Here is a 23,732-nt window from a genome sequence, read left to right as displayed (position 1 = left end):
GCCTACAGCCCACGCCTCGACGGCCCCCGCCGAGAAGAGACGTCCCGGCCCTACAACCCGCGCCTCGACGGCCCCCGCCGAGAAGAGACGTCCCGGCCCTACAACCCGCGCCTCGACGGCCCCCGCCGGGACGCCCCCACGACGCCTCCCGGCACCAACCGCCGCCCCGACGGCTCCCAGATCGTCCACGACCACACCCAGCACCCCGCCCCCGAACGCCCTCCGCACAACCCCCGCCTGGACGGCCCTCTCCCCCAGGACGCCCGTCCCGACGGCTCCCGTCCTGAGGACACGGGCCCCGAGGGGACACACCCGGACAGCACCCGCCCCGACCCATCGGGACCGGACGCCTCCCACCCGCGCAACGACGCCCCCACCACCGACCAGGCCTCGGCACCGCACCAGGACACGCCGCCGTACCCTGCCGACCCCGGTTACCAGCCACACCCCAACCAGCAGCCCCAGCACCCGAATTACCAGCAGCCGTACGCGCAGCAGCCAGCACCCCAGAACCCCTACGCGCAGCAGCCAGCACCTCAGAACCCCTACGCGCAGCAGCCGGCGCCGCAGAACCCGTACGCGCAGCCGCCCCAACAGCAGGCCCAGACGCCGTACACACAGCCGCAGCAGGCGCCGCAGCAACCCCACAACCAGCAGCCGCACCAGCAGGCCCCGCAGCAGCACGCCCAGCAGCATCCGGTGCAACATCCACACCAGCAGCCTCAGCACCACCAGAACCAACAGCACCCTCAGCAGGCCCAACACCAGCAGGCTCCGCCGCCGCCACACGTTCCTCAGCAGCAGTCCAACGGCCTCCCGGCCGACGCACCGCACTCCCTCAACCGGATCCGCCACGACCTCCAGGGCGGCCCCCAGGGCCTGCTTCCGGCCCGCGCCATCGACCAACAACTACTGGCCGATGCCGTACCACGCCACCCCGACGGCACCCCGGTCCGCCACCCGGACCCCTTCCAGCCCTGGGCGCAGCTCCAGAACGACGGCGGCCTCGTCATCCCCGGCCGCTCCAACAACTGCGTCGACTGCAGCCGTTCCTTCCTGGAGACCTGGTTCGGCAATCCGCAGGTGTCCGCCCCGCGTACCTGGGACACCAACCCCGACGGCAGCCTCGATCGCCGTACGGGCGAGCGCAGCGGAATCCACAACATCAACCGCTGGGCCAACACGCCCCTGCGCCACTCCGGGAACACGGCCGAGGGCTACGCCCGCGTCGCCCAGGACCTGCACAACGCCGGGCCCGGCGCCGGCGCCATCATCGTCGTGGCATGGAAGGACGGCTCTTCCCACGCCTTCAACGCCGTCAATCACAACGGCAAGGTGGTCTGGGTCGATGCACAGTCGGGTCAGGTCAGCGCCCAGCCCATCCACACTCAGGGCGTAGACGTCTGGCACCTCACCCTCGACGCCAACCGCCAGCCCTACGTCCCCCAGGCCCAGCCCCAGCAACACCCGCAGAACCAGCAGCAGACTCCGCAGACGCAGCACGCCCAGCAACAGCAACAGCAACAAAACCCGTACGCCCAGCAGCAACAGCACCCGCAATACCAGCAGGCGCAGCCCACACCACACCAGCAGCAGCCCGCGCCCTACCAACAGGTTCCCCACCAGCAGCAGCCATACCAGCAGGCGCCGCAGCAGCCTTCGCCGTACCAGCAGCAGCCCCCACAGCAGGCTCAGCACCAGCAGCAGCAGCCCGGGCCGTACCAACAGCCCCACCAACAGCAGCCGAGTCCGTACAACCAGCAGCACCCGCAGCAGCCCTCGCCGTACCAGCAGCACCCGCAGCAGTATCAGCAGACGCAACCGCACGCCCAGCAGCAACCTCACCAGCAGACTCCGCAACAGCCCCACAACCAGCAGAACCCCTACGCCCAGCAGCAGCCCGGGCCGCATCAGCAACCTCACCAGCAGCAGAACCCGTACGCCCCACAACCGCACCAGCAGCCAGGGCCGTACCCGCAGACACAGCAGCCGGGCCCACACGCCCAGCCGCACCAGCAACAGCCGAACCCCTACACCCAACAGCAGTCCCAGCCGAACCCATACGCCCAGCCCCAGCACCCGCAACCGCAACCGCAACCGCAACAACAGCCGCAGCAGCAAACCCCCTACACCCAGCCGCCGCAGCAGCAGACTCCGCAGCCGCAGCCGCAGCAGCCGAGCCCGCAGCAGCAGGCGCCCCAGAACCAGCAGCAGCAGCCACAGCAACAGGCAGTACCCCAACAACAGCAAGCACCCCAGCAGCCACAGCAACCGCCGCAGCAGCATCCACAGCCACAGCCACAGCCACAGCAACCGACCCCCAACGCTCAGCCGCAGCAACAGCCGCAGCCCCAGCCCCACCACCCGCAGCCAACCCAGGACCTGCCGTCCCAGGACGAGCCGTCCGCCGGGGAAGAGGGCGCGGCGACCCCACAGAACTCGCAGGAGGACCCCAACAGCCTCGGTGCGATCCGGAACGACCTCGATCAGGACACCGGCGGCCTGCTCCCTCCGCACCCCGACGACCAGGAACTGTTGGAGAACGCGCACCCTCGCAACCCCGACGGCACACCACAGCAGTTCGCCAACCCCTTCGACCCCTGGGGTCAGCTCCAGAACGACGGCGGCAACACCGTCCCCGGACGCAGCAACAACTGCGCCGACTGCTCCCGTTCCTTCCTGGAGACCTGGTACGGAAATCCACAGGTCTCCGCCCCCCGTACGCCCGACACCGACGAACACGGAAATCCGGACACCTGGTCTCCGGAGAACAACGCAAACGAGAACCAGATCCGCTGGAGCGGCGCCACCCATACCTATGCCGGCGAGGGCAACGACCCCAACACCCCAGCCCGCATCGCTCATGACCTCCAGCAGGCCGGTCACGGAGCGGCAGCGATCGTCCAGGTCGACTGGCCCAACAACGGCGGCGGCCATGCCTTCAACGCCGTCAACTACCACGGCAAGGTCATCTGGATCGACACGCAGACCGGGCAGGTCAGCCACGACCCCCTCCACATCTCCCAGGCAGCGCACGTCTGGCACATCCCCCTCGATGCCAACCGCCAGCCGCTGCACGCCGATCACGTGGTGGCGAAGCCGGACGACACCCCCTCCGAGCAGACCGACAGCAAGCCGGAACACACCGCAGAACCACAGACCGAGAACAAGCCCGACCACACCGCAGACCCGCAGACCGACGAAACGACTGACGACACCGCGGACAACACCACGGACGACTCTGCCGACGACACTGCGGACGGCTCTGCCGGCGACCCTGCGAACACCCCGTCAAACCCCACCGACCACACCTCCGGTGATCCGGCCAACCCACCTGCCGACAAGGCGGTGGCGATGCATCCCGAGCACTCGCCCACCGGTCAGCAGCAGTCACCCGCCGCTACGGGCGGACGCGAGAGCACACCCGACAACCGTGGCGCGGACGTCTCCCACCACCTCGCCGATGCGCTCCGCCACGACCAGAACCCATGGCTGTACGGCAAGCCCACCGACAACCCGGCCGCGGACAACCCGGCTGCGGACAGCAGCGATCACCGTCGCCCGGCCGCACCGGCCTCCCCTGCCGGCGACCACCACGATCCCGCACACGAGGCACCGGATCACAAGGCGCCCGCCGACCCGTCAGGGAAGCCGGACCAGTCGCTCGAACACGGCGACGCCGACGACGACAGCGACAGCAACACCACCAACGACCACGACAGCGACAGCCACGAGCACGATGCGAGTGATGATCCTGCCGAGCGCTACAAGGCGCCGTCGGCAAGTGACGTCCCCGTCGACGAGCCGCCCCACTTGCCGGACGCGATCGACCCCGGCGACACGCCTGACACCCATGACCTGGACTCCGGCGTGGAGGACAAGAGTCGTGGTGGATTGGTCGAACAGATCGATCTGGACGACACGGACCGCGTGCACGTCGACGACGAGGGCCTCATCACCAGCATCGACGGGAAATCCGTCAAGGATTACCTGCAGGAACTTTCCGAGGCGCGGGCAATCAGGCACGCCGAAATGCGGTCTCCGCTTGAGGGGCCCTGTTCGGCCCTGGCGATCGACCGACGTACCGGAATGATCACTGAGGGTCTCAACGGTGCACTGACGGACGTCATCGACCTTGAGAACCTGCATCCGCTCCTGCGGGACAATTACCTGGGCCTGGCCACCTGGATGCATCCGATCATGGCGTCGGAGAATGAAATCCGGATGGGCAACAAGCTCGCAGCGGACGGCACCGCCGCGCGGGACGAAAACGGTAAGGTGATCCCTAACTCGGAGATGGTCTTTACCGGGCGGGCCTACTTCGACGATCCGCTGCGGCACGCCGAGGTAAAGGCCGTGAACGAGCTGCTGTGGGCTCGTCAGCGTCAGTTGGAGAAGGAATGGCGCGACGCCCACGGGGATGACTCGACCCCGCCCCCGCTGAGCCGTGAGACACTGAATGACATGCGATTCGACCCGCGATGGATCGAAGACAAGCGTGGGAAGGGGAAGAACAAGGGGAACATCATCCACCTGCCCGGCCAATCAGCGCCAGCCTGCCCGAACTGCAACGGAATGCTCAGGGACGTACCGAGCTACGGCGGTCGCCAGCAGTACTCGATTGGGGATTACCGGCGCCAGGACGAGTCAAACCAGATACCTCCCGTAACGGATTAAAAATGCGCATCGAATACGAAGACTCTTACCTGGACGACGACATGCGCGTCCACTACGAAGATGAACTCTTCACGGGCGAAGTCGTCCACCGGGACGGCGCGGGCCGAGTGATCGCAGAAATCTCCTACGTCGAGGGAGTTCCCTCTGGGCCACAGGCCGAGTGGTATTCCGACGGCACGAAGAAGAACGAAGGTCAGGCCACATTCGGGCTGGCCGTCGGAGACTGGCGCAAGTGGCACCCCAATGGCCAGCTGGCCGAGCACTCGGTCTTCAGCCCGCAGGGCAGGCGAACTCATCGCCGGCGATGGGACAAGGACGGAAATCTGACGGAGGACAAGTCGTTCGCGTCGTGACGGAGGACATTGACCTGCAATGACCTGCAATGACCTTCGTTGATCTGCGTTGATCTGCATTGACCTGCGTTGACCTGCATGGATCAGGAGAGGACCGTTATGCCCCAGGACGTTCCCACGCCGCCGAGCACCCCTGAGCAAGCGCTCGCCATCGTCCGCAGCCGCTACGCCGAGCCCAAACTGCCGGACGGCTCGCCCGCTCCCCTGCACGTCCACGAATTCGACATCGGCTATCTGGTGTACCCCACCTTCCCTCGGGCCACGGAGACCGACGCGGCGGGAAATCCGCTGCCGGCGCCGCCAGGTGGGGCGAAGATCGTGGTGGCCAAGGACACCGGGGAAACCGTCACCGTCCCCAACTTCCCCACCGAAGCGGCCATCGCGCTCTACCGACAGCAGCGCCTGAGTTCATGAACCCGGGGCCCGCCCTGCACCTGCCGAGTTCGGTGCGGCGCCGGCCGGGCGCCGCGGCGTGAACCCCTGGAACGGCCGCTTCCCGCCCGGGAAGGACCGACGCGTCCCCCATCCCTGGAACGCACAGAAAATGTCGGCGAACTCTGTTTCCGACAACGCAAGTTGGCCGTACGGGCGTTGCTATGGTCTGCGCTGACGATGAGCACTGTGGGGGCCTGTGGGGGCATGATGGGGAGACCTGGACGGCGGCCGGGGCATCGGCGTCTGGCGTGGGGTGCCGGGGGATTGTTCATCGCCTTCGTTCTCTACCTCTGCGCGGAGACGGCGGCGGGGCTGTTTCCGGATGTACTGAAATCCGTCGTGGGGGAAAGTCCGCGGCGGGTGGCAGTTGCCTGTGGGCTCGCCCTGATCCTGGCGGGGGCAGCCCTCTACATTCGCCACCTCCGAGCACGGCTGGCGGACTCCCCGGACCGTGCGGAGGCGGATGCCGGGCAATTACAGCGAGGGCGTAAGGCGCTGATCCACCAGGTGCACCGCACCTGGACGAGCGGGCTTCAATTCCGCTTGACCGAAGCCGTCCGCCTCGAAGTCGGTCTGCAGGACTTTCCGTCCGCCGTCCATGACCCATGGGGGTCGGGCGAGCTCACCACCGAGGCCGGCACGCCCCTTCACACCGACACCGCCCTACGGACCATGTTCGACCAGCATGACCAGCAACTGCTGGTACTCGGCGCGCCGGGCGCCGGCAAGACGGTACATCTGCTGGAGCTGACGTCCGCTCTTATCGAAGAGGCCCGGGCCGACGCCGAGGCGCCCGTCCCGGTGTTCCTGCTCCTGACCAACTGGCGCGGCGGCCCGCTGGACGACTGGCTGATCTCAGAACTCCAGCACCGCTACCGGACATCCGCCGGCGTCACCCGGGCTCTGCTGGCGCAGGGGAAAATCTGCTTCATTCTTGACGGCTTGGACGAGGTGGACCTGGAACGGCAAGAGGAATGCGTCTCCAGCATCAACGCCTTCATTTCCGCCGACGGATATCCGCAGTGCGCCATCGCCGTCTCGTGCCGCCTTATCGACTACCAGCTCCTGTCACAGCGACTCACCGTGAACGGCGCCGTGACGGTGCAACCGCTGCCGGTCACCGCCGTGCACAACATTCTGCGTGAGGCGGGAGCTCGGGTGCGGGGATTACGCGCGGCGGCCGCGGCCGACCCCGACCTCGCCGAGCTGCTCACCACCCCCCTCATGCTCGGCGTCGCCGTGCTCGCCTACTCCGGGGTGGACGAGCACGCAGTCCGCAGCGCCGGCACCCTGGAAGAACGGCGCGGGCTGGTCTACGACGCCTTTCTGACCCGGATGGTCACCCGGGACCGCACGCTGCGCGGAGACCACAAACCACCGCGATTCAGCGTCGACCAGGTGGAGGGCCGCCTGCTTCTCATGGCCCGGGAAATGCGCAAGTACCAGGTCACGGTCATCTACCCGAGCGACCCGTTGCGGGTCATGCTCCAGGCCTCGCCCCAGGTGTTGGAGCAAGTGCACAGCGGCAGCCGGATCTTGCTGGCGACCGTGAAGGTGCAGATCGTGTACTTGAAGCTCATCTCCTCCACCTCACCGTCCCGCCTGCTCTACAAAGCCACCCTCCGTCTGGCGCAGTACACCTCCCTCTTCCCCTACCTGCGCAAGGACTTCGTGCGCTTTGCCTGTGAACGCGCCCTCCTGCGACGCTCGGGAGACGGTGTGGCCTTCATCCACAAGACCTTCCAGGACCACCTCTCGCAGCGGGCCGACAGCATGACGCCGCAACAGCGCGGAGCGCTCTACCGACAGGCCATCACCTCCTGATCCGGGCCCCGCGCCGCGTCCCCGTTACGGCCGGCCGGACGGGCGGGAATTCATCCCGTCGCAGAACCGGCTACTGTCAGCAGGGGGGATACTTCTCGCAGGTCGTACCGCGTGCGGACGCCGTTCTGTACGGACAACGTTCGACACGGACGCTGTTCGGTACGGGCGCCGTTCGTACGGACGCCGTTCGGCACGGTCCAGACCTCGTTGCGGCAACCCGCCAAGTGCTCCGCCCCGCAGCCGGCTTCGTCGCTTCTCCTCCGCGCCCGGCGGCCGTCCCGCGCCGGACTGCCGCAGGAACCGGACCGAGGCGGCCGGCAGCGCGGACGGCGCTCCCCCACCACCACCCTGCTGTGTGCAGCCACAAGACCGGAGACCGCATGAATCCGTCCCTGCCCCGCCCGGCCAAGCCCGACTACACGTCGGTGTTCATGGAACCCGCGTACTCCAGCGGCGAGCCGTACGAAAGGCCCGAGAACGACGACGAGAACGGGGACGAGGACGAGGACGCCCGGTAGCGGCGGCCGGTAGCGGCAGTACGGCAGCGGCGCTACGGCAGTATCGCCCCCGCCGGGACGGCCCCCGCCCGCCACCTGCCGGCCGTCCCGACGAAACCACTCGGCCGGCCCGGCCGGAGCCACTCGGCCGGCCCGGCTGCCGGATTCGTCCGGATGCACTGCACCCGTCACGCCCGTGCGGCAGAGTGGACGGTCGCACCGTCGGTGATCGGTGATCACCGGGAGGTTACGAGCGCAGGGGGCGACGTGCCATGACGGAGATCGACAGACGGCGACTGCTGGCGGCCGGCGGTGGGGTCGCGCTGGCCGCGGCGGTGGCGACGGCCTGCGGGTCCAACACCGGGCGGGGCGGCGGTGGTTCGGGGCCGGGGATCAGCCAGTGGTACCACCAGTACGGCGAGCCGGGCACCCAGCAGGCCGTGCAGCGGTATGCCGCCGCGTACAAGAAGGCCGCGGTGCGGGTGCAGTGGCGGCCGGGCGACTACGACCGGCAGACCGCGGCCGCGCTGCTGACCAGCTCCGGGCCGGATGTCTTCGAGGTCAACGGGCCGCTGCTGGACCAGATCCAGAGCGGACAGGTGGTCGATCTGACCGCCGAGGTCGAGCCGGTGAAGGACGACTTCCACCAGGCCGTACTCACTCCGAAGATCTGGCAGGACAAGGTCTGGGGCATCCCGCAGACCGTGGACATGCAGCTGCTCTACTACCGCAAGAGCCTGCTGAAGGAGGCCGGGGTCCGGCCGCCGCAGACGCTCGATGAGCTGGTGGACGGGGCGAAGAAGCTCAGCGGCAAGAAGACCAAGGGGCTGTTCCTGGGCAATGACGGCGGCGTCGGCGTGCTCGGCGGGACGCCGCTGTTCGCCGCCGGGCTGAGCCTGATCGATGTGGACGGCAAGGCCGGGTTCGACGATCCGGCGGCGGCCCGGGTGCTGGGGAAGATCCGGCAGTTGTACGCGGACAAGTCGTTGCTGCTGGGGGCGCCCACGGACTGGTCCGATCCGGCGGCGTTCCTCCAGGGGCTGACCGCGATGCAGTGGTCCGGCCTGTGGGCGCTGCCGCAGATCAAGAAGGCCCTGGGGGACGACTTCGGGGTGCTGCCGTTCCCGAAGGACGGGAGCGGCGGGGGACCGTCCGTGCCGGTGGGCGCCTACGGCTCGGCGGTGAGCGCGCGGAGCAGCCACATCAAGGAGGCCAAGGCCTTCGCGAAGTGGCTGTGGGTGGACCGCACCGACTTCCAGCAGGACTTCGCGCTGTCGTACGGCTTCCACATCCCGGCCCGGATCTCGCTGGCGAGGAAGGCCGCGCAGCTGCGGGAGGGGCCGGCGGCGGACGCGGTGCGGTTCGCGACCGATCACGGCCATGCCGAGCCGCTGTTGTGGACGACGGCGGACCGTACGGCCTACCAGGACGCGCTGAGCCGGATCATCAAGGGCGGCGCCAACCCGGAGAGTGAGCTGAAGAGCGTGGTGCGCAAGGTCAATGCCGAGCTCCAGCGGGTCAGGAAGAAGTGACGGAGGGGAGCGAAGGGGTGGCGGCGGCGGTCGCCACCACGCGGCGCCCCACGACCGCCGTGACACCGGCCGTCCCGCGGCCCTCGTTCGGTGCCCGGCTGCTCGGCCCCCAGCGGCGGAATCTGTGGTTCTGGGTCTTCGTCGGACCGTTCGCCCTCGGGCTGGGGCTGTTCACCTACGTGCCGTTGGTGTGGAGCGTCTACCTCAGCTTCTTCGACGCGCACAACACGGTCAGTCCCTCCGGCGCGGACTTCGTCGGGCCGGGCAACTACACGGCGATGCTGCGCGATCAGGCCTTTCTCGGCAGCCTGGGGACGTTCGCGCTGTTCACGGCGTTCATCGTGCCGGCCACCTACGCGCTGTCGCTGGCGCTGGCGCTGATGGTGAACCGGCTGCGCTTCGCCCAGGCGTTCTTCCGGTCGGTCTTCTTCCTGCCGACGGCCTGCTCGTATGTCGTCGCGGCGGTGATCTGGAAGCTGTCGCTCTTCAACGGGGTGCGGTTCGGGCTGGCCAACACCGTGCTGGGGTGGTTCGGCGCGGACCAGACCGCCTGGCTGTCGACCACCGATCCGCCCTGGTACTGGCTGGTCATCGTGACCGTACGGCTCTGGTTGCAGGCGGGGTTCTACATGATCCTGTTTCTGGCCGGGCTGCAGCGGATCTCACCGCAGCTGTACGAGGCGGCGGCGGTGGACGGGGCGCGGCCCGGCTGGCAGACCTTCCGGCACATCACCTTCCCGCAGTTGCGCGCCACCTCCGTGGCGGTGGTGCTGCTGTTGGTGATCAATGCGTTCCAGGCCTTCGACGAGTTCTACAACCTGCTGAGCGATGCCCGCGGCTATCCGCCGTACGCCCGGCCGCCATTGGTCTACCTCTACTACACGGCGCTCGGCCGGGATCAGAATCTCGGGCTGGGCAGCGCGGGCGCGGTGATTCTGGCGCTGATCATCGCGGTGGCGACGGTGGTGCAGGCCCGCTGGTTCGGCCTCGGCCGCAAGGAGGAGTGAGTACCCGTGGAGCACTCAGGGAGCACTCATGGAGCACCGATGCATGACGGAGCACTCAGGGAGCACCCATGCATGACGCGCTGACCAGGGCCGGGCGCGCGCTGCGGGTCGTCGTCCTGATCACCCTCGCACTGCTGTTCCTCATCCCCTTCTACCTCCTGGTACGCAACGGTCTGGCCACGGAGCGGGACATCACGGCGCCCGACTGGACGTTCCTGCCGCACGCACCGCAGTGGTCGAACCTCACCGAGGTCTTCCGGGACCCGAACCTCCCCCTCGGGCGGGCACTGCTCAACTCCACGCTGATCGCGGTGTCGACGACCGTCGGCACGCTGCTGCCGGCCTCGCTCGCGGGATACGGCCTGGCCCGGATCCCGTACCGGCACGCCGACGCCGTCTTCTACGCGATCCTGGGGACGCTGATGGTCCCGGCGGCCGTGACGTTCGTCCCGAGCTTTGTGCTGGTGTCGACGCTCGGCTGGCTCTCGACGCTGCGCGGGCTGGTCATCCCGACGCTGTTCAGCGCCTTCGCCTGCTTCGTCTTCCGGCAGTACTTCCTCGGCTTCCCCAAGGAGCTGGAGGATGCGGCGCGGGTCGACGGGCTCGGTCACTGGCGGACGTACTGGCGCATCGTGGTACCCAACGCCCGCCCGGTGTTCGCCGCCGTCGGCACCATCGTCTTCATCGGCGCGTGGAACGCCTTCCTGTGGCCGCTGGTGATCGGGCAGGACCAGGAGGCCTGGACGGTGCAGGTCGCGCTGTCCACCTTCACCACCGCGCAGAACCTCAATCTGCATGAGTTGTTCGTGGCCGCGGCGGTCTCCATCGCCCCGTTGGTGTTGGTGTTCCTGCTGCTCCAGCGGTACATCGTCGCGGGGGTGGAGCGCAGCGGGATCGACGACTGAGGCGTCGGCGTCCGGCGTATGGGGTACGGTGCGTGGCATGAGCACGCAGTCGGAGGTCCGTGAGGTGGAGCCGCGCCATCGCGCTCCCCACGGCGAGTGCGCGCCCCGCGGTATGAGCTTCCTGCGCCGCCGCGGCCGGGTGGGGTCTCCCCCGGCCTGCTGTTCCTGTACGGCCTGAGGGTCTGCCGGTCGCGCGTCCAACAGCCTGACGTCTGACGACCTGAGCCCGCCGGCCGGCAGCGAATTCCCCCCTCCCCTCCCTTTTCCTCCCCTTTCTCGCCTTCCAGGAGGACCCGTTGACGACCACACCCCTGCCCGTCCTGCGCCCCCACCGCATCCCCGCCGACGGCCTGTACGAAGGGCGGCGCATCCTGCGTCGTACGCCTGACGGCTGGGCGGAGCGGCCGTACGAACGGTTCGAGGTCGTACCGCAGGCAGCCACCATCGGGGCCGAAATCCGTGGACTGGACCTGTCGCGGCCGCTGTCCGGGGCGCTGCGCGCGGAGCTGAACCGGGCGCTGCTGGAGTGGAAGGTGCTGTTCTTCCGGGGGCAGCATCTGACCTCCGGGGAACAACGTGAATTCGCAAGCAATTGGGGTGAGTTGGAGAGCAATCCGTTGCTGGCGCAGGGCGATTCGAAGGATGTCGTCCGGTTCGACAAGGCGGCCGGTGGCGCCCCGACCTTCGAGAACGTATGGCACACGGATGTCACGTTCCGGGAACGTCCGGCCATGGGTGCGGTGTTGCAGCTGCGCGAGGTCCCGCCCTCGGGCGGCGACACCCTGTGGGCCGATATGGCGGCGGCATACGACAATTTGCCCAGGCAAATCAGGGAGCGCATCGACGGCGCACGGGCGGTGCACGACTATCTTCCGGGCTTCGCGCGCTTCTACTCAGCGGTTCAACTCGCGCCATTCCAGGCCGTGTTCCCGCCCGTGGAGCATCCGGTGGTGCGCCGGCACCCGGAGACCGGGCGGCGCATGCTGTTCGTCAATGCGTCCTTCACCACGCGGATCACCGGCCTGGAGGAGGCGGTGAGCGACCGCCTGTTGCGGCTGTTGTTCCAGCAGGCGCAGGTGCCGGAGTTTCAGGTGCGGTGGCGCTGGCAGGCCGGGGACATCGCGTTCTGGGACAACCGCGCCACCCAGCACTATGCGGTCAACGACTACGGGACGCACCGCCGGGTCGCCGAACGGGTCGCCATCGCGGGCGATCGCCCCCATTGAGCGGGCGCGGCACAACCACCGCGCCCGACGCCCGTGTCACGCCCGGCCCGCGCGCCTCACGTCAACCGCTCGTACGCCGCCTCCTCCACCGAGCGCGCGCCGCGCAACAGGGCCGCGCCCAGCGGGGTGAGGGTGTGCAGCACGGCGTTGCCCTGCCGCAGGGTGAGCAGCAGCCCGGCGTCGCGCAGCACGGTCGCGTGCTGGCTGGCGGAGGCCAGCGAGACATCGGCCCGGCGGGCGAGTTCGCTGGTCGTGCAGCCGACGCCGATGCGCTGGAGGATCGCGGAGCGGGTCTGGCCGACCAGCCGGCCCAGGGAACGCTCGGGCGCGACCTGCGGGGTGAGCCGCGGCGCCGGGTGCTCCACGGGGTAGACCAGGACCGGCGTCAGCTCGGGGTTGTGGAAGGTGACGGGCGTGCGCCGGCAGAAGTACGACGGCAGCAGCAACAGCCCCCGGCCGTTGAGATGGAGGTCGCGGTCCACCGGATAGTCGCACTCCAGGACGGGCGAGCGCCAGCGCATCATCGGCGGCAGCGAGGCCAGCAGCCGATCCGCGCCGCCGTCGAGCAACGCCCGGCCGCGGGCGGCCCGGTCGGCCTCTATTCGGCCCTGGACGCGCGCCCAGTACGGGGCGACGGCGGCCTCGTAATAGCGCTGGAGAATCCCGGCGAGCCGGCCGAGGACCCGGGTGTCGCCCTCCGCCATCTCCCGCATCCACGAAGGGAACGGGCGGGAGGCCGCGGCGAGCCGGGTGAGTTCCTCGTGCAGCCGGCAGGCCGGCGTCTCCCGCAGTGCGGCGAGCGCGTCGGTCATGCCGAGCAGACCTTCGGCGGGCGTCAGGAAATCCGGAAAATAGCCGCGCGTGGGCACCAGCGGTGCCAGCAGCCGCGCTTCGCCATTCAACCTTCCCCGTGTTTCCGATCGCCATTTGCCGAACGCCGAATCGTCCCGCCTGTCACGTAGCCGGTGAAAGCTTAAGACGGTCTCCCACAGTGCGTCCGGGCGTGCCGCAATGCGCACACGGGCCAGATCGAGTCCACTGAAATGGACGCGTAACACCGAACCCCCACCTCTGGTATCTCAGTCGGCCCCCGGCACGCCTGAGTATGCACGCCAACACGCGCGGTTACCATGCCCTTTTGGCCAGACTTGAAAGTACTCGCGCCACCGGGCAGCGGCAGGAATGCTTGTACTCAATTCGACGGCGGCACGGACGGACCGGATTGCTCGATCCCGTGGGGGGTGATGGGCAAGGAACCGGCCGCTCGGCAGCCCCGTTGAAGGCCGCACCCCGCGCCGACCGGGGTGACGGCAGCTCCCGAGGGGGGAGTCCGGAGAAAAGCGAGGGCGGCACCTCCGCACAGGTGCCGCCCTCGTTGGGGTTCCGGAGCCGCCGGCCAGGCGGCTGAGGGTTGGTGCCCCGCCGACGGCTCCGGTGGTCATTTCCGGCCACCGCGGGCGCGCCGGGCGCCCACGGTGACCGCTCGGATCAGCGGCTGTCGCTGCCCTTCGACTCGGCGGCCGCGCGGCCCGCCTCCAGCCGTGCGACCGGGATACGGAACGGCGAGCAGGAGACGTAGTCCAGGCCGGCCTCGTGGAAGAAGTGCACCGACTCCGGGTCGCCGCCGTGCTCACCGCAGACACCGAGCTTGAGGTCCGGGCGGGTGGCCCGGCCGGCTGCCGCGGCGTTGCGGACCAGCGAGCCCACGCCGTCCTTGTCGATGGTCTCGAACGGGCTGACGCCGAAGATGCCCTTCTCCAGGTAGGCGGTGAAGAAGCTGGCCTCGACGTCGTCGCGGCTGAAGCCCCAGACCGTCTGCGTCAGGTCGTTCGTACCGAAGGAGAAGAAGTCGGCGGACTCCGCGATCTGACCGGCCGTGAGGGCGGCGCGGGGCAGCTCGATCATCGTGCCGAGGGTGAGCTTGAGGTCGACGCCGTGCGCCTTCTCGACCTCGGCGATGACCTGCTCGGCCTCCTCGCGGACGATCTCCAGCTCCTGGACGGTGCCGACCAGCGGAATCATGATCTCCGCGCGCGGGTCGCCCTTGGCGTTCTTGCGCTCGGCGGCCGCCTCGGCGATCGCCCGCACCTGCATCGCGAACAGACCGGGGATGACCAGGCCCAGACGTACGCCGCGCAGACCCAGCATCGGGTTCTGCTCGTGCAGCTTGTGCACGGCCTGGAGGAGGCGCAGGTCGTTCTCGTTGGCGTCCTTGCGGGCCTCGGCGAGCGCGACCCGGACCGACAGCTCGGTGATGTCGGGCAGGAACTCGTGCAGCGGCGGATCCAGCAGCCGCACCGTCACCGGCAGTCCGTCCATCGACTCGAACAGCTCGATGAAATCGGACTTCTGGAGCGGCAGCAGCTCGCTGAGCGCGGCGTCCCGGTCGGTCTCGGTGTCGGCCAGGATGAGGCGCTCGACCATCTCGCGGCGCTCACCGAGGAACATGTGCTCGGTGCGGCACAGGCCGATGCCCTGGGCGCCGAACCGGCGGGCGCGGCCGGCGTCCTCGGCGTTGTCGGCGTTGGCCCGTACGCGCAGCCGGCGCACCCGGTCCGCGTACGCCATGATCCGGTGGACGGCCTTGACCAGCTCGTCCGCGTCGTCGGCGCCGGCGTGCATCCGGCCCTCGAAGTACTCCACGACCGGGGACGGCACGACCGGCACCTCGCCGGCGTAGACCTTGCCGGTGGAGCCGTCGATGGAGACGACGTCGCCCTCCTCGATGACGTGCCCGTCCTGGGTCGTCATCCGGCGGGACTTGGTGTCGACCTCCAGCTCCTCGGCGCCGCAGACACAGGTCTTGCCCATGCCGCGGGCGACGACGGCGGCGTGCGAGGTCTTGCCGCCGCGGGAGGTGAGGATGCCCTCGGCGGCGATCATGCCGTTGAGGTCGTCGGGGTTGGTCTCCCGGCGGATCAGGATGACCTTCTCGCCGGAGCGCGACCACTTGACGGCGGTGTACGAGTCGAAGACGGCCTTGCCGACCGCCGCGCCCGGGGAGGCGGCGATGCCGCGGCCGATCATCTCGGACTTCGCGCCCAGGTCGAAGCGGGGGAACATCAGCTGCGCCAGCTGCGCGCCGTTGACCCGCTGGAGGGCCTCGGCCTCGTCGATCAGGCCCTGGTCGACGAGCTGGGTGGCGATCCGGAAGGCGGCACCGGCGGTGCGCTTGCCGACCCGGGTCTGCAGCATCCACAGCTTGCCGCGCTCGATGGTGAACTCGATGTCGCACAGGTCCTTGTAGTGCGTTTCGAGCGTCTCCATGATCTGCATCAGCTCGTCGTACGACGCCTTGTCGATCTGCTCCAGGTCCGCGAGCGGGACCGTGTTGCGGATACCGGCGACGACGTCCTCACCCTGCGCGTTCTGCAGGTAGTCGCCGTAGACGCCCTGCTGGCCGCTGGCGGGGTCGCGGGTGAAGGCGACACCGGTGCCGGAGTCGGGACCGAGGTTGCCGAAGACCATGGAGCAGACGTTGACGGCCGTGCCGAGGTCGCCGGGGATGCGCTCCTGGCGGCGGTAGAGCTTGGCACGGTCGGTGTTCCACGAGTCGAAGACGGCGCGCACCGCGAGGTCCATCTGCTCGCGGGGCTCCTGCGGGAAGTCGCGGCCGGTCTCCTTGGAGACGATGTCCTTGAAGTGCACGACCAGGCCCTGGAGGTCCTTGGCGTCGAGGTCGATGTCGACGCGGACGCCCTTGGCCTGCTTGGCCTCCTCCAGCGCCTCCTCGAAGAGCTCACCGTCGACGCCCAGCACGGTCTTGCCGAACATCTGGATGAGGCGGCGGTAGGAGTCCCACGCGAAGCGCTCGTCGCCGGCCTGCGCGGCGAGGCCGGAAACCGATGCATCGGACAGGCCGATGTTGAGCACGGTGTCCATCATGCCGGGCATGGAGAACTTCGCCCCGGAACGGACCGATACCAGCAGCGGGTCATCGGCCTGACCGAGCTTCTTGCCCATCTTCTTCTCAAGGGCCTCAAGGTGCTCGGAGACCTCGGCACGCAGTGCCGCGGGCTCGCTGCCGCTGTCGAGGTAGACCTTGCAGGCTTCGGTGGTGATGGTGAAGCCGGGAGGGACGGGAAGCCCCAGGTTGGTCATCTCGGCAAGGTTCGCTCCCTTGCCACCCAAGAGGTCCTTGAGGTCCTTGTTGCCCTCGGTGAAGTCGTACACGAACTTCGCGGAGGAAGGCTGGGATACGTGGGGATCTTGTGTTTCCGGCACGGCACTGACTCCTCGCCGACGGGCTGCCCTGACGGCGAGGAACATACCCAGATCGAAGGCGTCTGGGTACGTCCACTTGGTCGACATACCCGTGTAACCAGTCGTCCGCCAGCAGATCGAAAGTGATCATGCTTTTGGACCATACTTCATTACCTGAATGCACCATTCCAATGCGTAGTGAAATCGTGGATCCGTGCTACACACTGCGACGATTGGGTTCACTGTTCGAACGGATGCGGCGTGGCACCGGGTGCCATCATTGGAGAGATGGAACCCCTCATGGGGTGCTCATCTGAGCGCACCCCCTATCAGGGGTGGCGAGAATCACGCGCTCATGTGTGACCAGGTTCCATCATTTGGACCCTCCGCGGCTGCGTGATCAAGGAATGCGTCCACCAGCGCGCGTGCCCCTTATCGACCACGGAGTACCGAGCGTCAGTATCAGGCCATAGTCGTCGGACGCGCGGGAACTCCACCTCGGCATCCGGGTTCGTATACCGCTCGGCCGGCACGACGAGCGATCCGTCGAGCTCAAGGGCAGTTCCCGGACGGCGCGGGCCGCGACCCGGCCGGCCCGTACGACCCGCTCTACCTCTTGGCGCGCCGGCCGCTGCGTCGTGGCCGGGGCTGGGCGCCGTCCAGCAGTTCCAGGCGCCGCTCCGCGCCGCGGGTCTCCACCTGGACGACGACCCGGCGCAGCAGATCCGCCAGGTCCAGGGCCTCGTCGTCGCTCAACGCCTCGGTGACGAAGACCTCTTCGGCGTTGAACTCCGGGAGGATCCGGGTCATCAGCCGCTCCCCCTCGGGCGTCGGCGTGAGCAGGGCGAGCCGCCCGTCGCCCGGGTGGACCCTGCGTTCCAGCAGGCCACGGCTTTGCAGGGTGCGGGCCACGCCGGTGAGCGTGCCCTTGGAGATGCCGGCCTCCTCGGCGACCCGGCGGGTCTCCCGCTCGCCCCCGAGCCAGACCACCCACAGCACGACGAAGGCGGTCCAGGTCAGCTCGGCGTCGCGCAGGACGGAGTTCTCGAAGTGCTGCCGTACGGCGGCCGCGGCGCGGTAGAGGTTCGCGACCGCGGCCATCTGCTCATGGTGGAGCGGGGTCTCGCCGAGTTTGGCCTGGACCGCCTTCTCCGTGTCCGCAGGGGAACGGTGCCCGCTCACCACAGCTTCTCCCTCGGTGTCGTCGCGCTCCACACGCTGCCGTGCCGGACGTCGGCCGCGGCCGTGGATGGGGCCGGCCGCGGGCGGTATCCCGTACGGAGCCAAACGGTAGCGCGGTTCCACCGGTCCGCCCGCGTTCCGTACTGCGACACGCCCTGGACTGCCCCGAAGGCACGGTGGGGGTGAACCGGGGGCCGGGGGCGGGGAGTCGGGCAGGACGACCGGTCAGCCGCCGATCACGCCGGGTGCCGGTCGGCCCGTCAGCCGCCCGACGTGTCCAGTTCGGCGTCCGCGTCCACGCCCGCGCAGTCGTACGGGTCGTCCAGCCAGCCGTCCGGCAGGACGACGCGGTTGCGGCCCGACGTGCGGCCCCGCGGGCCGTCCGCGCCCAGCGGCCACGGCTGGTCGAGGTCCAGCTCCGACAGCAGCGCGTCCAGCTCGTCGAGGGAGGAGGTGACCGCGAGACTGCGGCGCATCTCGGAGCCGATCGCGAAGCCCTTGGTGTACCAGGCGACATGCTTCCGGAAGTCGATCACGCCGCGGGTCTCGTCGCCGATCCACTCGCCGAGTAGCGTGGCGTGCCGCAGCATCACCGCCGCGACCTCCTTGAGGGTGGGCTGCGCGTAGGTGCCCGTGCCCTCGAAGGCCGCCACCAGATCGCCGAACAGCCAGGGCCGTCCCAGGCAGCCGCGGCCCACGACCACCCCGTCGCAGCCGGTCTCGCGCATCATCCGCTGCGCGTCGTCGGCCGACCAGATGTCGCCGTTGCCGAGCACCGGGATCTCCGGGACGTGCTCCTTGAGACGTGCGATGGCATCCCAGTCGGCGGTGCCGCCGTAGTGCTGGGACGCCGTCCGGCCGTGCAGTGCGATCGCCGTGATGCCCTCCTCGACCGCGATCCGTCCGGCGTCGAGGTAGGTGAGGTGATCGTCGTCGATGCCCTTGCGCATCTTCATCGTCACCGGCAGTGACCCCGCGTTCGCCACCGCCTCGCGCAGGATCGAGCGCAGCAGATTCCGCTTGTACGGCAGCGCCGAGCCGCCGCCCTTGCGGGTCACCTTCGGGACCGGGCAGCCGAAGTTCAGATCGATGTGGTCGGCGAGGTCCTCCTCCGCGATCATGCGGGCGGCCTTGCCGACGGTGTCCGGGTCGACGCCGTACAGCTGGATCGAGCGCGGCTTCTCCGTCTCGTCGAAGTGGATCAGCTGCATGGTCTTCTCATTGCGCTCGACCAGCGCCCGCGTCGTGATCATCTCGCTGACGAACAGCCCCTTGCCGGCGCTGAACTCCCGGCACAGCGTCCGGAACGGGGCATTCGTGATCCCGGCCATCGGCGCGAGGACCACGGGCGGCTGCACCGCGTGCGGACCGATCTGCAGGAGAGTCATGGCGGCGATACCTTCGGCTTTCTTCGGCTTCCGTTGGCGGGACGGGCGGGACGGGCGAGGCGGGCGGGCCGCGGCCGTACGGGGCGAGCGGCCGCTGCGACCTCCCATTGTCGCGCACCTCGCGAGTGGCCCCGCCGGGACCGGGCGACCCGGATGGTTGTAGCGTTCAAGAATGTCTGAGCTCGGCCGTCGACGGCGTCTTCTGGTGCTGGCGATCTGCTGTATGAGCCTGCTGATCGTCAGCCTCGACGCCACCATCCTGAATGTCGCCCTGCCCTCCATCCAGCATGATCTGCACGCCTCGGTCTCCGGTATGCAGTGGACGATCGACGCGTACACCCTGGTCATGGCGTCGCTGCTGATGCTGTCCGGCTCCATGGCCGACCGGCTGGGCCGACGCCGGGTCTTCCTGGTCGGGCTGGTCGTCTTCGCGCTCGGCTCGCTGCTGTGCAGTCTGGCGCCCGGCCTGGGGTGGCTGGTGGTCTTCCGGATGGTGCAGGCGGTCGGCGGCTCGATGCTCAACCCCGTCGCGATGTCGATCATCACCAACACCTTCACCGAGCCGCGGGAGCGGGCGCGCGCCATCGGTGTGTGGGGCGGGGTCGTCGGCATCAGCATGGCGGCCGGGCCGGTGCTCGGGGGGCTGCTGGTGCAGAGCGTCGGCTGGCGCTCGATCTTCTGGATCAACGTCCCGATCGGTGCGCTCGCGCTCTTCCTGACCCTGCGCTACGTCCCCGAGTCGCGTGCCCCCAGGCCGCGGCGGGTCGACCCGGTCGGCCAGTTGCTGGTGATCACGCTGCTCGGCTCGCTGACGTACGCGATCATTGAAGCCCCGAACGCCGGCTGGACGTCCCCGCAGATCCTGGTGTTCGTGCTGGTGGCACTGGGATCCCTGGCCGGTCTGCTCGCCTATGAGCGGCGCCGCGAGGAACCCCTCCTCGATCTGCGGTTCTTCCACAGCGCGCCGTTCAGCGGGGCCACGGTCGTGGCGGTCTGCGCCTTCGCCGCGCTCGCCGGCTTCCTCTTCATCAACACGCTGTATTTGCAGAACATCCGCGGCCTGTCCGCTTTGGACGCCGGGTTCTACATGCTCCCCATGGCAGGAATGACGCTGATCTTCGCACCGGTGTCGGGCCGCCTGGTGGGCAGCCACGGGCCACGGCCGTCGCTGCTGTGCGCGGGTACGGCGATGGGGGCCAGCGGGGTGCTCTTCGCGGCCTTCGGCGCCCAGTCGACCAATGCGCTGATGTTCACCGCCTATGTCCTGTTCGGCATCGGATTCGGCCTGGTCAACGCGCCGATCACGAACACCGCGGTGTCCGGTATGCCGCGCGCCCAGGCCGGCGTGGCCGCCGCCGTCGCCTCCACCAGCAGGCAGGTCGGGCAGTCGCTCGGCGTCGCGGTGATCGGCGCCGTACTGGCGGGCGGGGCGCATGCCACCGCCACCACGGACGCCTTCCTCGCGGCCGCCCGCCCGGCCTGGTGGATCATCGCCGGCTGCGGCGCGGCCGTCCTGCTGCTGGGCGTGCTGACGACGGGACGGTGGGCGCAGGAGACGGCCCGCCGCACGGCGGCGCTGTTCGACGACGGCGGGACGCGGGAGCCGGGGCAGGGAAAGGGGAAGGGGCAGGGGCAGGGGGCGACGGACGCATGGCAGTAGTGGCGCGCGTCCGTGGAGTCACACGGTCATGGAGACGCGCGGCCGTAGACGGGCCCGGCTCCCTCTTCTCCACCACGGCGAGCACCTCCCCTGCGCTCACCCCACAGCGAGCGCCGTCAGCTTCGCCAACTGTTCCAGCCGCTCCCGGGACGTCTCGTCCACGGGGGTGTAGGAGAGCAGCTTGGGGCCGGGGTTGGGTCCCGTCCACAGGCTCGTGGCGGACAGCTGGAGCACGCCCACCCGGGGGTGCCGGAAGACCTTGACCGCGCTGACCGGGCGGAGGACCTCGTGCTGCGCCCAGATCTCACGGAACTCCGGCGACGCCTCCGTCAGCCGCGCGACCAGCGCCTTCCATGCCGGCTCCGCGACATGCTCGGCCATCGACGCCCGGAACTTGGCAGCCATCACCCGCATCGTGGCGTCCAGATCGACCACGCTCGCCCGCCACTCGGGATGGGTGAACGCCAGCCACATGCAGTTGCGGTCCTCTTCGGGCAGCGCGTCGAGATCGCACATCAGGCGGCTGTACGTGCTGTTGTAGGCGAGGATGTCGAACCGGCTGTTCTGGAGGACCGCGGGGAACGGTTCGAGCTGGCGCAGGACCTGCCGCAGCGCGGGCGTCACGGTCGTGCACTCCCTGCCGGGCGTCGGGTCCACCGCCCCCGCCAGCGCGAACAGATGGCTCCGCTCGGCGCGGTCGAGCAGCAGCGCCCGGGCCACCGCGTCCAGGACCTGCGGCGACACATGGATGTCCCGGGCCTGTTCGAGCCAGGTGTACCAGGTGACCCCGACCGCCCCCAGGTGCGCGACCTCCTCGCGGCGCAGGCCGGGGGTGCGGCGGCGGGCGCCCCGCGGCAGCCCGACCTGTTCGGGGGTGATCCGCTCCCGGCGGCTGCGCAGAAAGGCGGCCAACTCGACCCGGCGGGCGGTGTTGTCCCGCGGGGCGGTCACGGGAACGGGACCGGTGGCAGGCCGCGTCGCGGTCACGGGGCCGGAGTCGGAGCCGGAACCGAGGCCTGTGGCAGGCTGCGTGGCGGTCACGTGCAGGGTCATGGGTCCAGCGTGCCGCAGGCCCAAGCCAGTTGCCAGGTAGAGCTGGTACCAGGATAAGAACACTCTGGTACCCGGCTGGGCGGTCGACGATCGTCGAGTCCGTGAGCACTACGCCAGCACAGACGACCACCACGGAAGCCCCGTCCGCCACCCCCGGTGCGCCGGCCGCGGCCCTTGCCGCCACCGCGGCCGAGGCCACATCGCCCCCGACCGCAGCGGCTCCGGCGGCGCCGACCGCGCCCCGGCCCGCCCCGCAACAGCACCGCACCCCGCCCGTATTGACCCCGCTCGGCCTGCTGACGGTGCTGCTGGGGGCGGCGCTCCCGATGATCGACTTCTTCATCGTCAATGTCGCCCTGCCGACCATCGACCACGATCTGCAGGCGGGCCCGGCGATGCTGGAGATGGTGGTGGCCGGTTACGGCGTCGCCTACGCCATGCTGCTGGTCCTCGGCGGCCGGCTCGGCGACATGGTCGGCCGCCGCCGGCTGTTCCTGTGGGGGCTGGCCGCCTTCGGCGTGACCTCACTGGCCTGCGGTCTTGCTCCGGACGCCTGGACGCTGGTGGCCGCCCGGGTCGCCCAGGGCGCCGCGTCCGCGCTGCTGCTGCCGCAGGTCCTGGCCACGATCCAGGCGACGACGACGGGCAAGCGGCGGGCCCGGGCCGTCAGCCTGTACGGCGGTACGGCGGGGGTCTCCAGCGCCGTCGGCCAGGTACTCGGCGGTCTGCTGGTCTCCGTGGATCTGGCGGGCACCGGCTGGCGCGCGGTGTTCCTGGTGAACGTCCCGATAGCCGCCGCGGCCTGGCTACTGGCGGCCCGTACGGTCCCCGAGACCCGCTCCCCGCATCCGTCCAGGGTGGACGGCCCCGGCACCGCACTGCTCGCCGTCACGCTGCTCACCCTGCTGCTGCCGCTGACCGAGGGCCGGGCGGCCGGCTGGCCGCTGTGGTCCTGGATCCTGCTGGCCGTCTTCCCCGTCGCCGCCACCGCGTTCGCGCTCGTCGAGCGCCGGGCCGAGCGCCTCGGCCGTACGCCGCTGGTCCCGCCCTCCCTGCTGCGCATCCCCTCCGTGAACAGCGGTCTCACCATGATCGTGCCGTTCACGCTGGGCTTCGGCGGCTTCATGTTCGTCATCGCCGTCGCGCTCCAGAACGGCCTGCATTACGGCCCGTTCGCGGCCGGGCTGTCCCTGGCGCCGCTGTGCCTCGCCTTCTTCCTCGCCTCGCTCGCCGGTCCGCGGCTGGTGCTGCGGTTCGGGCGGCGGGTGGTGCTCGCCGGTTCGCTGATCCAGGGCGCCGGGCTGATCACCCTGGCCCTGACCGTCCAGGCGGGTTGGCCGGAGATCTCGGTGGCCGGACTCGCGCCGAGCATGACGGTACTGGGCTTCGGACAGGGCCTGTTGCTGCCGGTCCTGCTGCGCATCTTGCTGAGCGAACTGCCGGTGGCGCAGGCGGGCGTGGGCGGCGGGGTCATGGTCACGACCCAGCAGTCCGGCATGGCCCTGGGCGTGGCCACCCTCGGCACCCTCTTCCTTTCGCTGCTGCCGTCCGCCGGCATCCGCGACGCCCTGCTCACCGCCGTCCTGACCCAGCTGGCGATCGTGGCGGGCACGACCCTGCTCGCGCTGCGTCTGCCGCGGACGGTGCGTTGATCCGCTCGCGCCTGCGCTGGCCTGCTCCCCCCTCCACCGACTCGCGCTGAGCCACGCGGTGAGCTGCGCTGACCTGCTCGAAGGCGGAAAAACGGGGCCGGATGACGGAAGCCGATTCACACATGACGGCTGACAGAT

At 69.5% G+C, this 23,732-nt stretch carries 17 protein-coding genes; 12 read left to right on the top strand and 5 right to left on the bottom strand.

The features are described 5' to 3' along the window. The 10 genes from EST92_RS20610 to EST92_RS20575 all read left to right on the top strand — a co-directional run. Window positions 1-4,677: toxin glutamine deamidase domain-containing protein (locus EST92_RS20610; protein WP_254068930.1), on the top strand; the 4,677-nt coding region annotated here is incomplete at its 5' end. A 2-nt stretch (window positions 4,678-4,679) separates the two neighbouring features. Further along, window positions 4,680-5,030, top strand: a complete 351-nt coding sequence (locus EST92_RS20605) for a hypothetical protein (protein WP_129248402.1) — start codon at window positions 4,680-4,682, stop codon at window positions 5,028-5,030. Window positions 5,031-5,129: 99 nt separating this feature from the next. Next, window positions 5,130-5,444 (top strand): hypothetical protein, encoded by a 315-nt coding sequence (locus tag EST92_RS20600; protein ID WP_129282341.1) that lies wholly within the window; start codon window positions 5,130-5,132, stop codon window positions 5,442-5,444. A gap of 381 nt (window positions 5,445-5,825) precedes the next feature. Further along, on the top strand, window positions 5,826-7,289 hold the full coding sequence (locus EST92_RS20595) for an NACHT domain-containing protein (RefSeq protein ID WP_161981752.1): 1,464 nt from the start codon (window positions 5,826-5,828) through the stop codon (window positions 7,287-7,289). 380 nt (window positions 7,290-7,669) lie between these two features. Then, a complete protein-coding gene (locus EST92_RS31195) occupies window positions 7,670-7,807 on the top strand; it encodes a hypothetical protein (protein WP_154073986.1) in 138 nt (45 codons plus the stop codon). 251 nt (window positions 7,808-8,058) lie between these two features. Further along, a complete protein-coding gene (locus tag EST92_RS20590) occupies window positions 8,059-9,318 on the top strand; it encodes an extracellular solute-binding protein (RefSeq protein WP_129282339.1) in 1,260 nt (419 codons plus the stop codon). A gap of 59 nt (window positions 9,319-9,377) precedes the next feature. After that, entirely contained in the window at window positions 9,378-10,325 is a 948-nt protein-coding gene (locus EST92_RS20585; protein ID WP_174244081.1) for a sugar ABC transporter permease, read from the top strand. A gap of 68 nt (window positions 10,326-10,393) precedes the next feature. Further along, on the top strand, window positions 10,394-11,230 hold the full coding sequence (locus EST92_RS20580; RefSeq protein WP_129282338.1) for a carbohydrate ABC transporter permease: 837 nt from the start codon (window positions 10,394-10,396) through the stop codon (window positions 11,228-11,230). Window positions 11,231-11,267: 37 nt separating this feature from the next. After that, entirely contained in the window at window positions 11,268-11,408 is a 141-nt protein-coding gene (locus EST92_RS31190; RefSeq protein ID WP_154073985.1) for a hypothetical protein, read from the top strand. 118 nt (window positions 11,409-11,526) lie between these two features. After that, complete coding sequence (locus EST92_RS20575) at window positions 11,527-12,456, top strand: TauD/TfdA family dioxygenase (RefSeq protein ID WP_129282337.1); 930 nt, start codon at window positions 11,527-11,529, stop codon at window positions 12,454-12,456. Window positions 12,457-12,512: 56 nt separating this feature from the next. On the opposite strand, the gene EST92_RS20570 is transcribed toward EST92_RS20575, so the two are convergent. The 4 genes from EST92_RS20570 to dusB all read right to left on the bottom strand — a co-directional run bounded on the left by EST92_RS20570 (window position 12,513) and on the right by dusB (window position 19,229). Beyond that, complete coding sequence (locus tag EST92_RS20570) at window positions 12,513-13,358, bottom strand: winged helix-turn-helix domain-containing protein (protein WP_129282336.1); 846 nt, start codon at window positions 13,356-13,358, stop codon at window positions 12,513-12,515. 586 nt (window positions 13,359-13,944) lie between these two features. Next, window positions 13,945-16,680, bottom strand: coding sequence for a pyruvate, phosphate dikinase (ppdK, locus tag EST92_RS20565; protein ID WP_129282335.1), 2,736 nt, complete (start codon window positions 16,678-16,680; stop codon window positions 13,945-13,947). A gap of 588 nt (window positions 16,681-17,268) precedes the next feature. Beyond that, window positions 17,269-17,841, bottom strand: a complete 573-nt coding sequence (locus tag EST92_RS20560) for a MarR family winged helix-turn-helix transcriptional regulator (RefSeq protein WP_174244080.1) — start codon at window positions 17,839-17,841, stop codon at window positions 17,269-17,271. A 260-nt stretch (window positions 17,842-18,101) separates the two neighbouring features. Beyond that, window positions 18,102-19,229, bottom strand: a complete 1,128-nt coding sequence (dusB, locus tag EST92_RS20555) for a tRNA dihydrouridine synthase DusB (protein WP_129282333.1) — start codon at window positions 19,227-19,229, stop codon at window positions 18,102-18,104. Window positions 19,230-19,401: 172 nt separating this feature from the next. On the opposite strand from dusB, the gene EST92_RS20550 reads away from it, so the two are divergent. After that, on the top strand, window positions 19,402-20,889 hold the full coding sequence (locus EST92_RS20550) for an MFS transporter (protein ID WP_129282332.1): 1,488 nt from the start codon (window positions 19,402-19,404) through the stop codon (window positions 20,887-20,889). Window positions 20,890-20,985: 96 nt separating this feature from the next. On the opposite strand, the gene EST92_RS20545 is transcribed toward EST92_RS20550, so the two are convergent. Further along, a complete protein-coding gene (locus EST92_RS20545; protein WP_254068929.1) occupies window positions 20,986-21,942 on the bottom strand; it encodes a helix-turn-helix transcriptional regulator in 957 nt (318 codons plus the stop codon). Window positions 21,943-22,043: 101 nt separating this feature from the next. Here EST92_RS20545 and EST92_RS20540 point away from each other — a divergent pair, with 101 nt between their 5' ends. Next, entirely contained in the window at window positions 22,044-23,594 is a 1,551-nt protein-coding gene (locus EST92_RS20540; RefSeq protein WP_129282331.1) for an MFS transporter, read from the top strand. The last annotated feature ends 138 nt before the right edge of the window (window positions 23,595-23,732 follow it).

Source organism: Streptomyces sp. TM32 (genome assembly GCF_004122755.1).
GTDB lineage: Bacteria > Actinomycetota > Actinomycetes > Streptomycetales > Streptomycetaceae > Streptomyces > Streptomyces sioyaensis.
The sequence above is the reverse complement of the archived record's forward strand: the minus strand, read 5'-3'. Positions and strand labels throughout refer to the sequence as shown.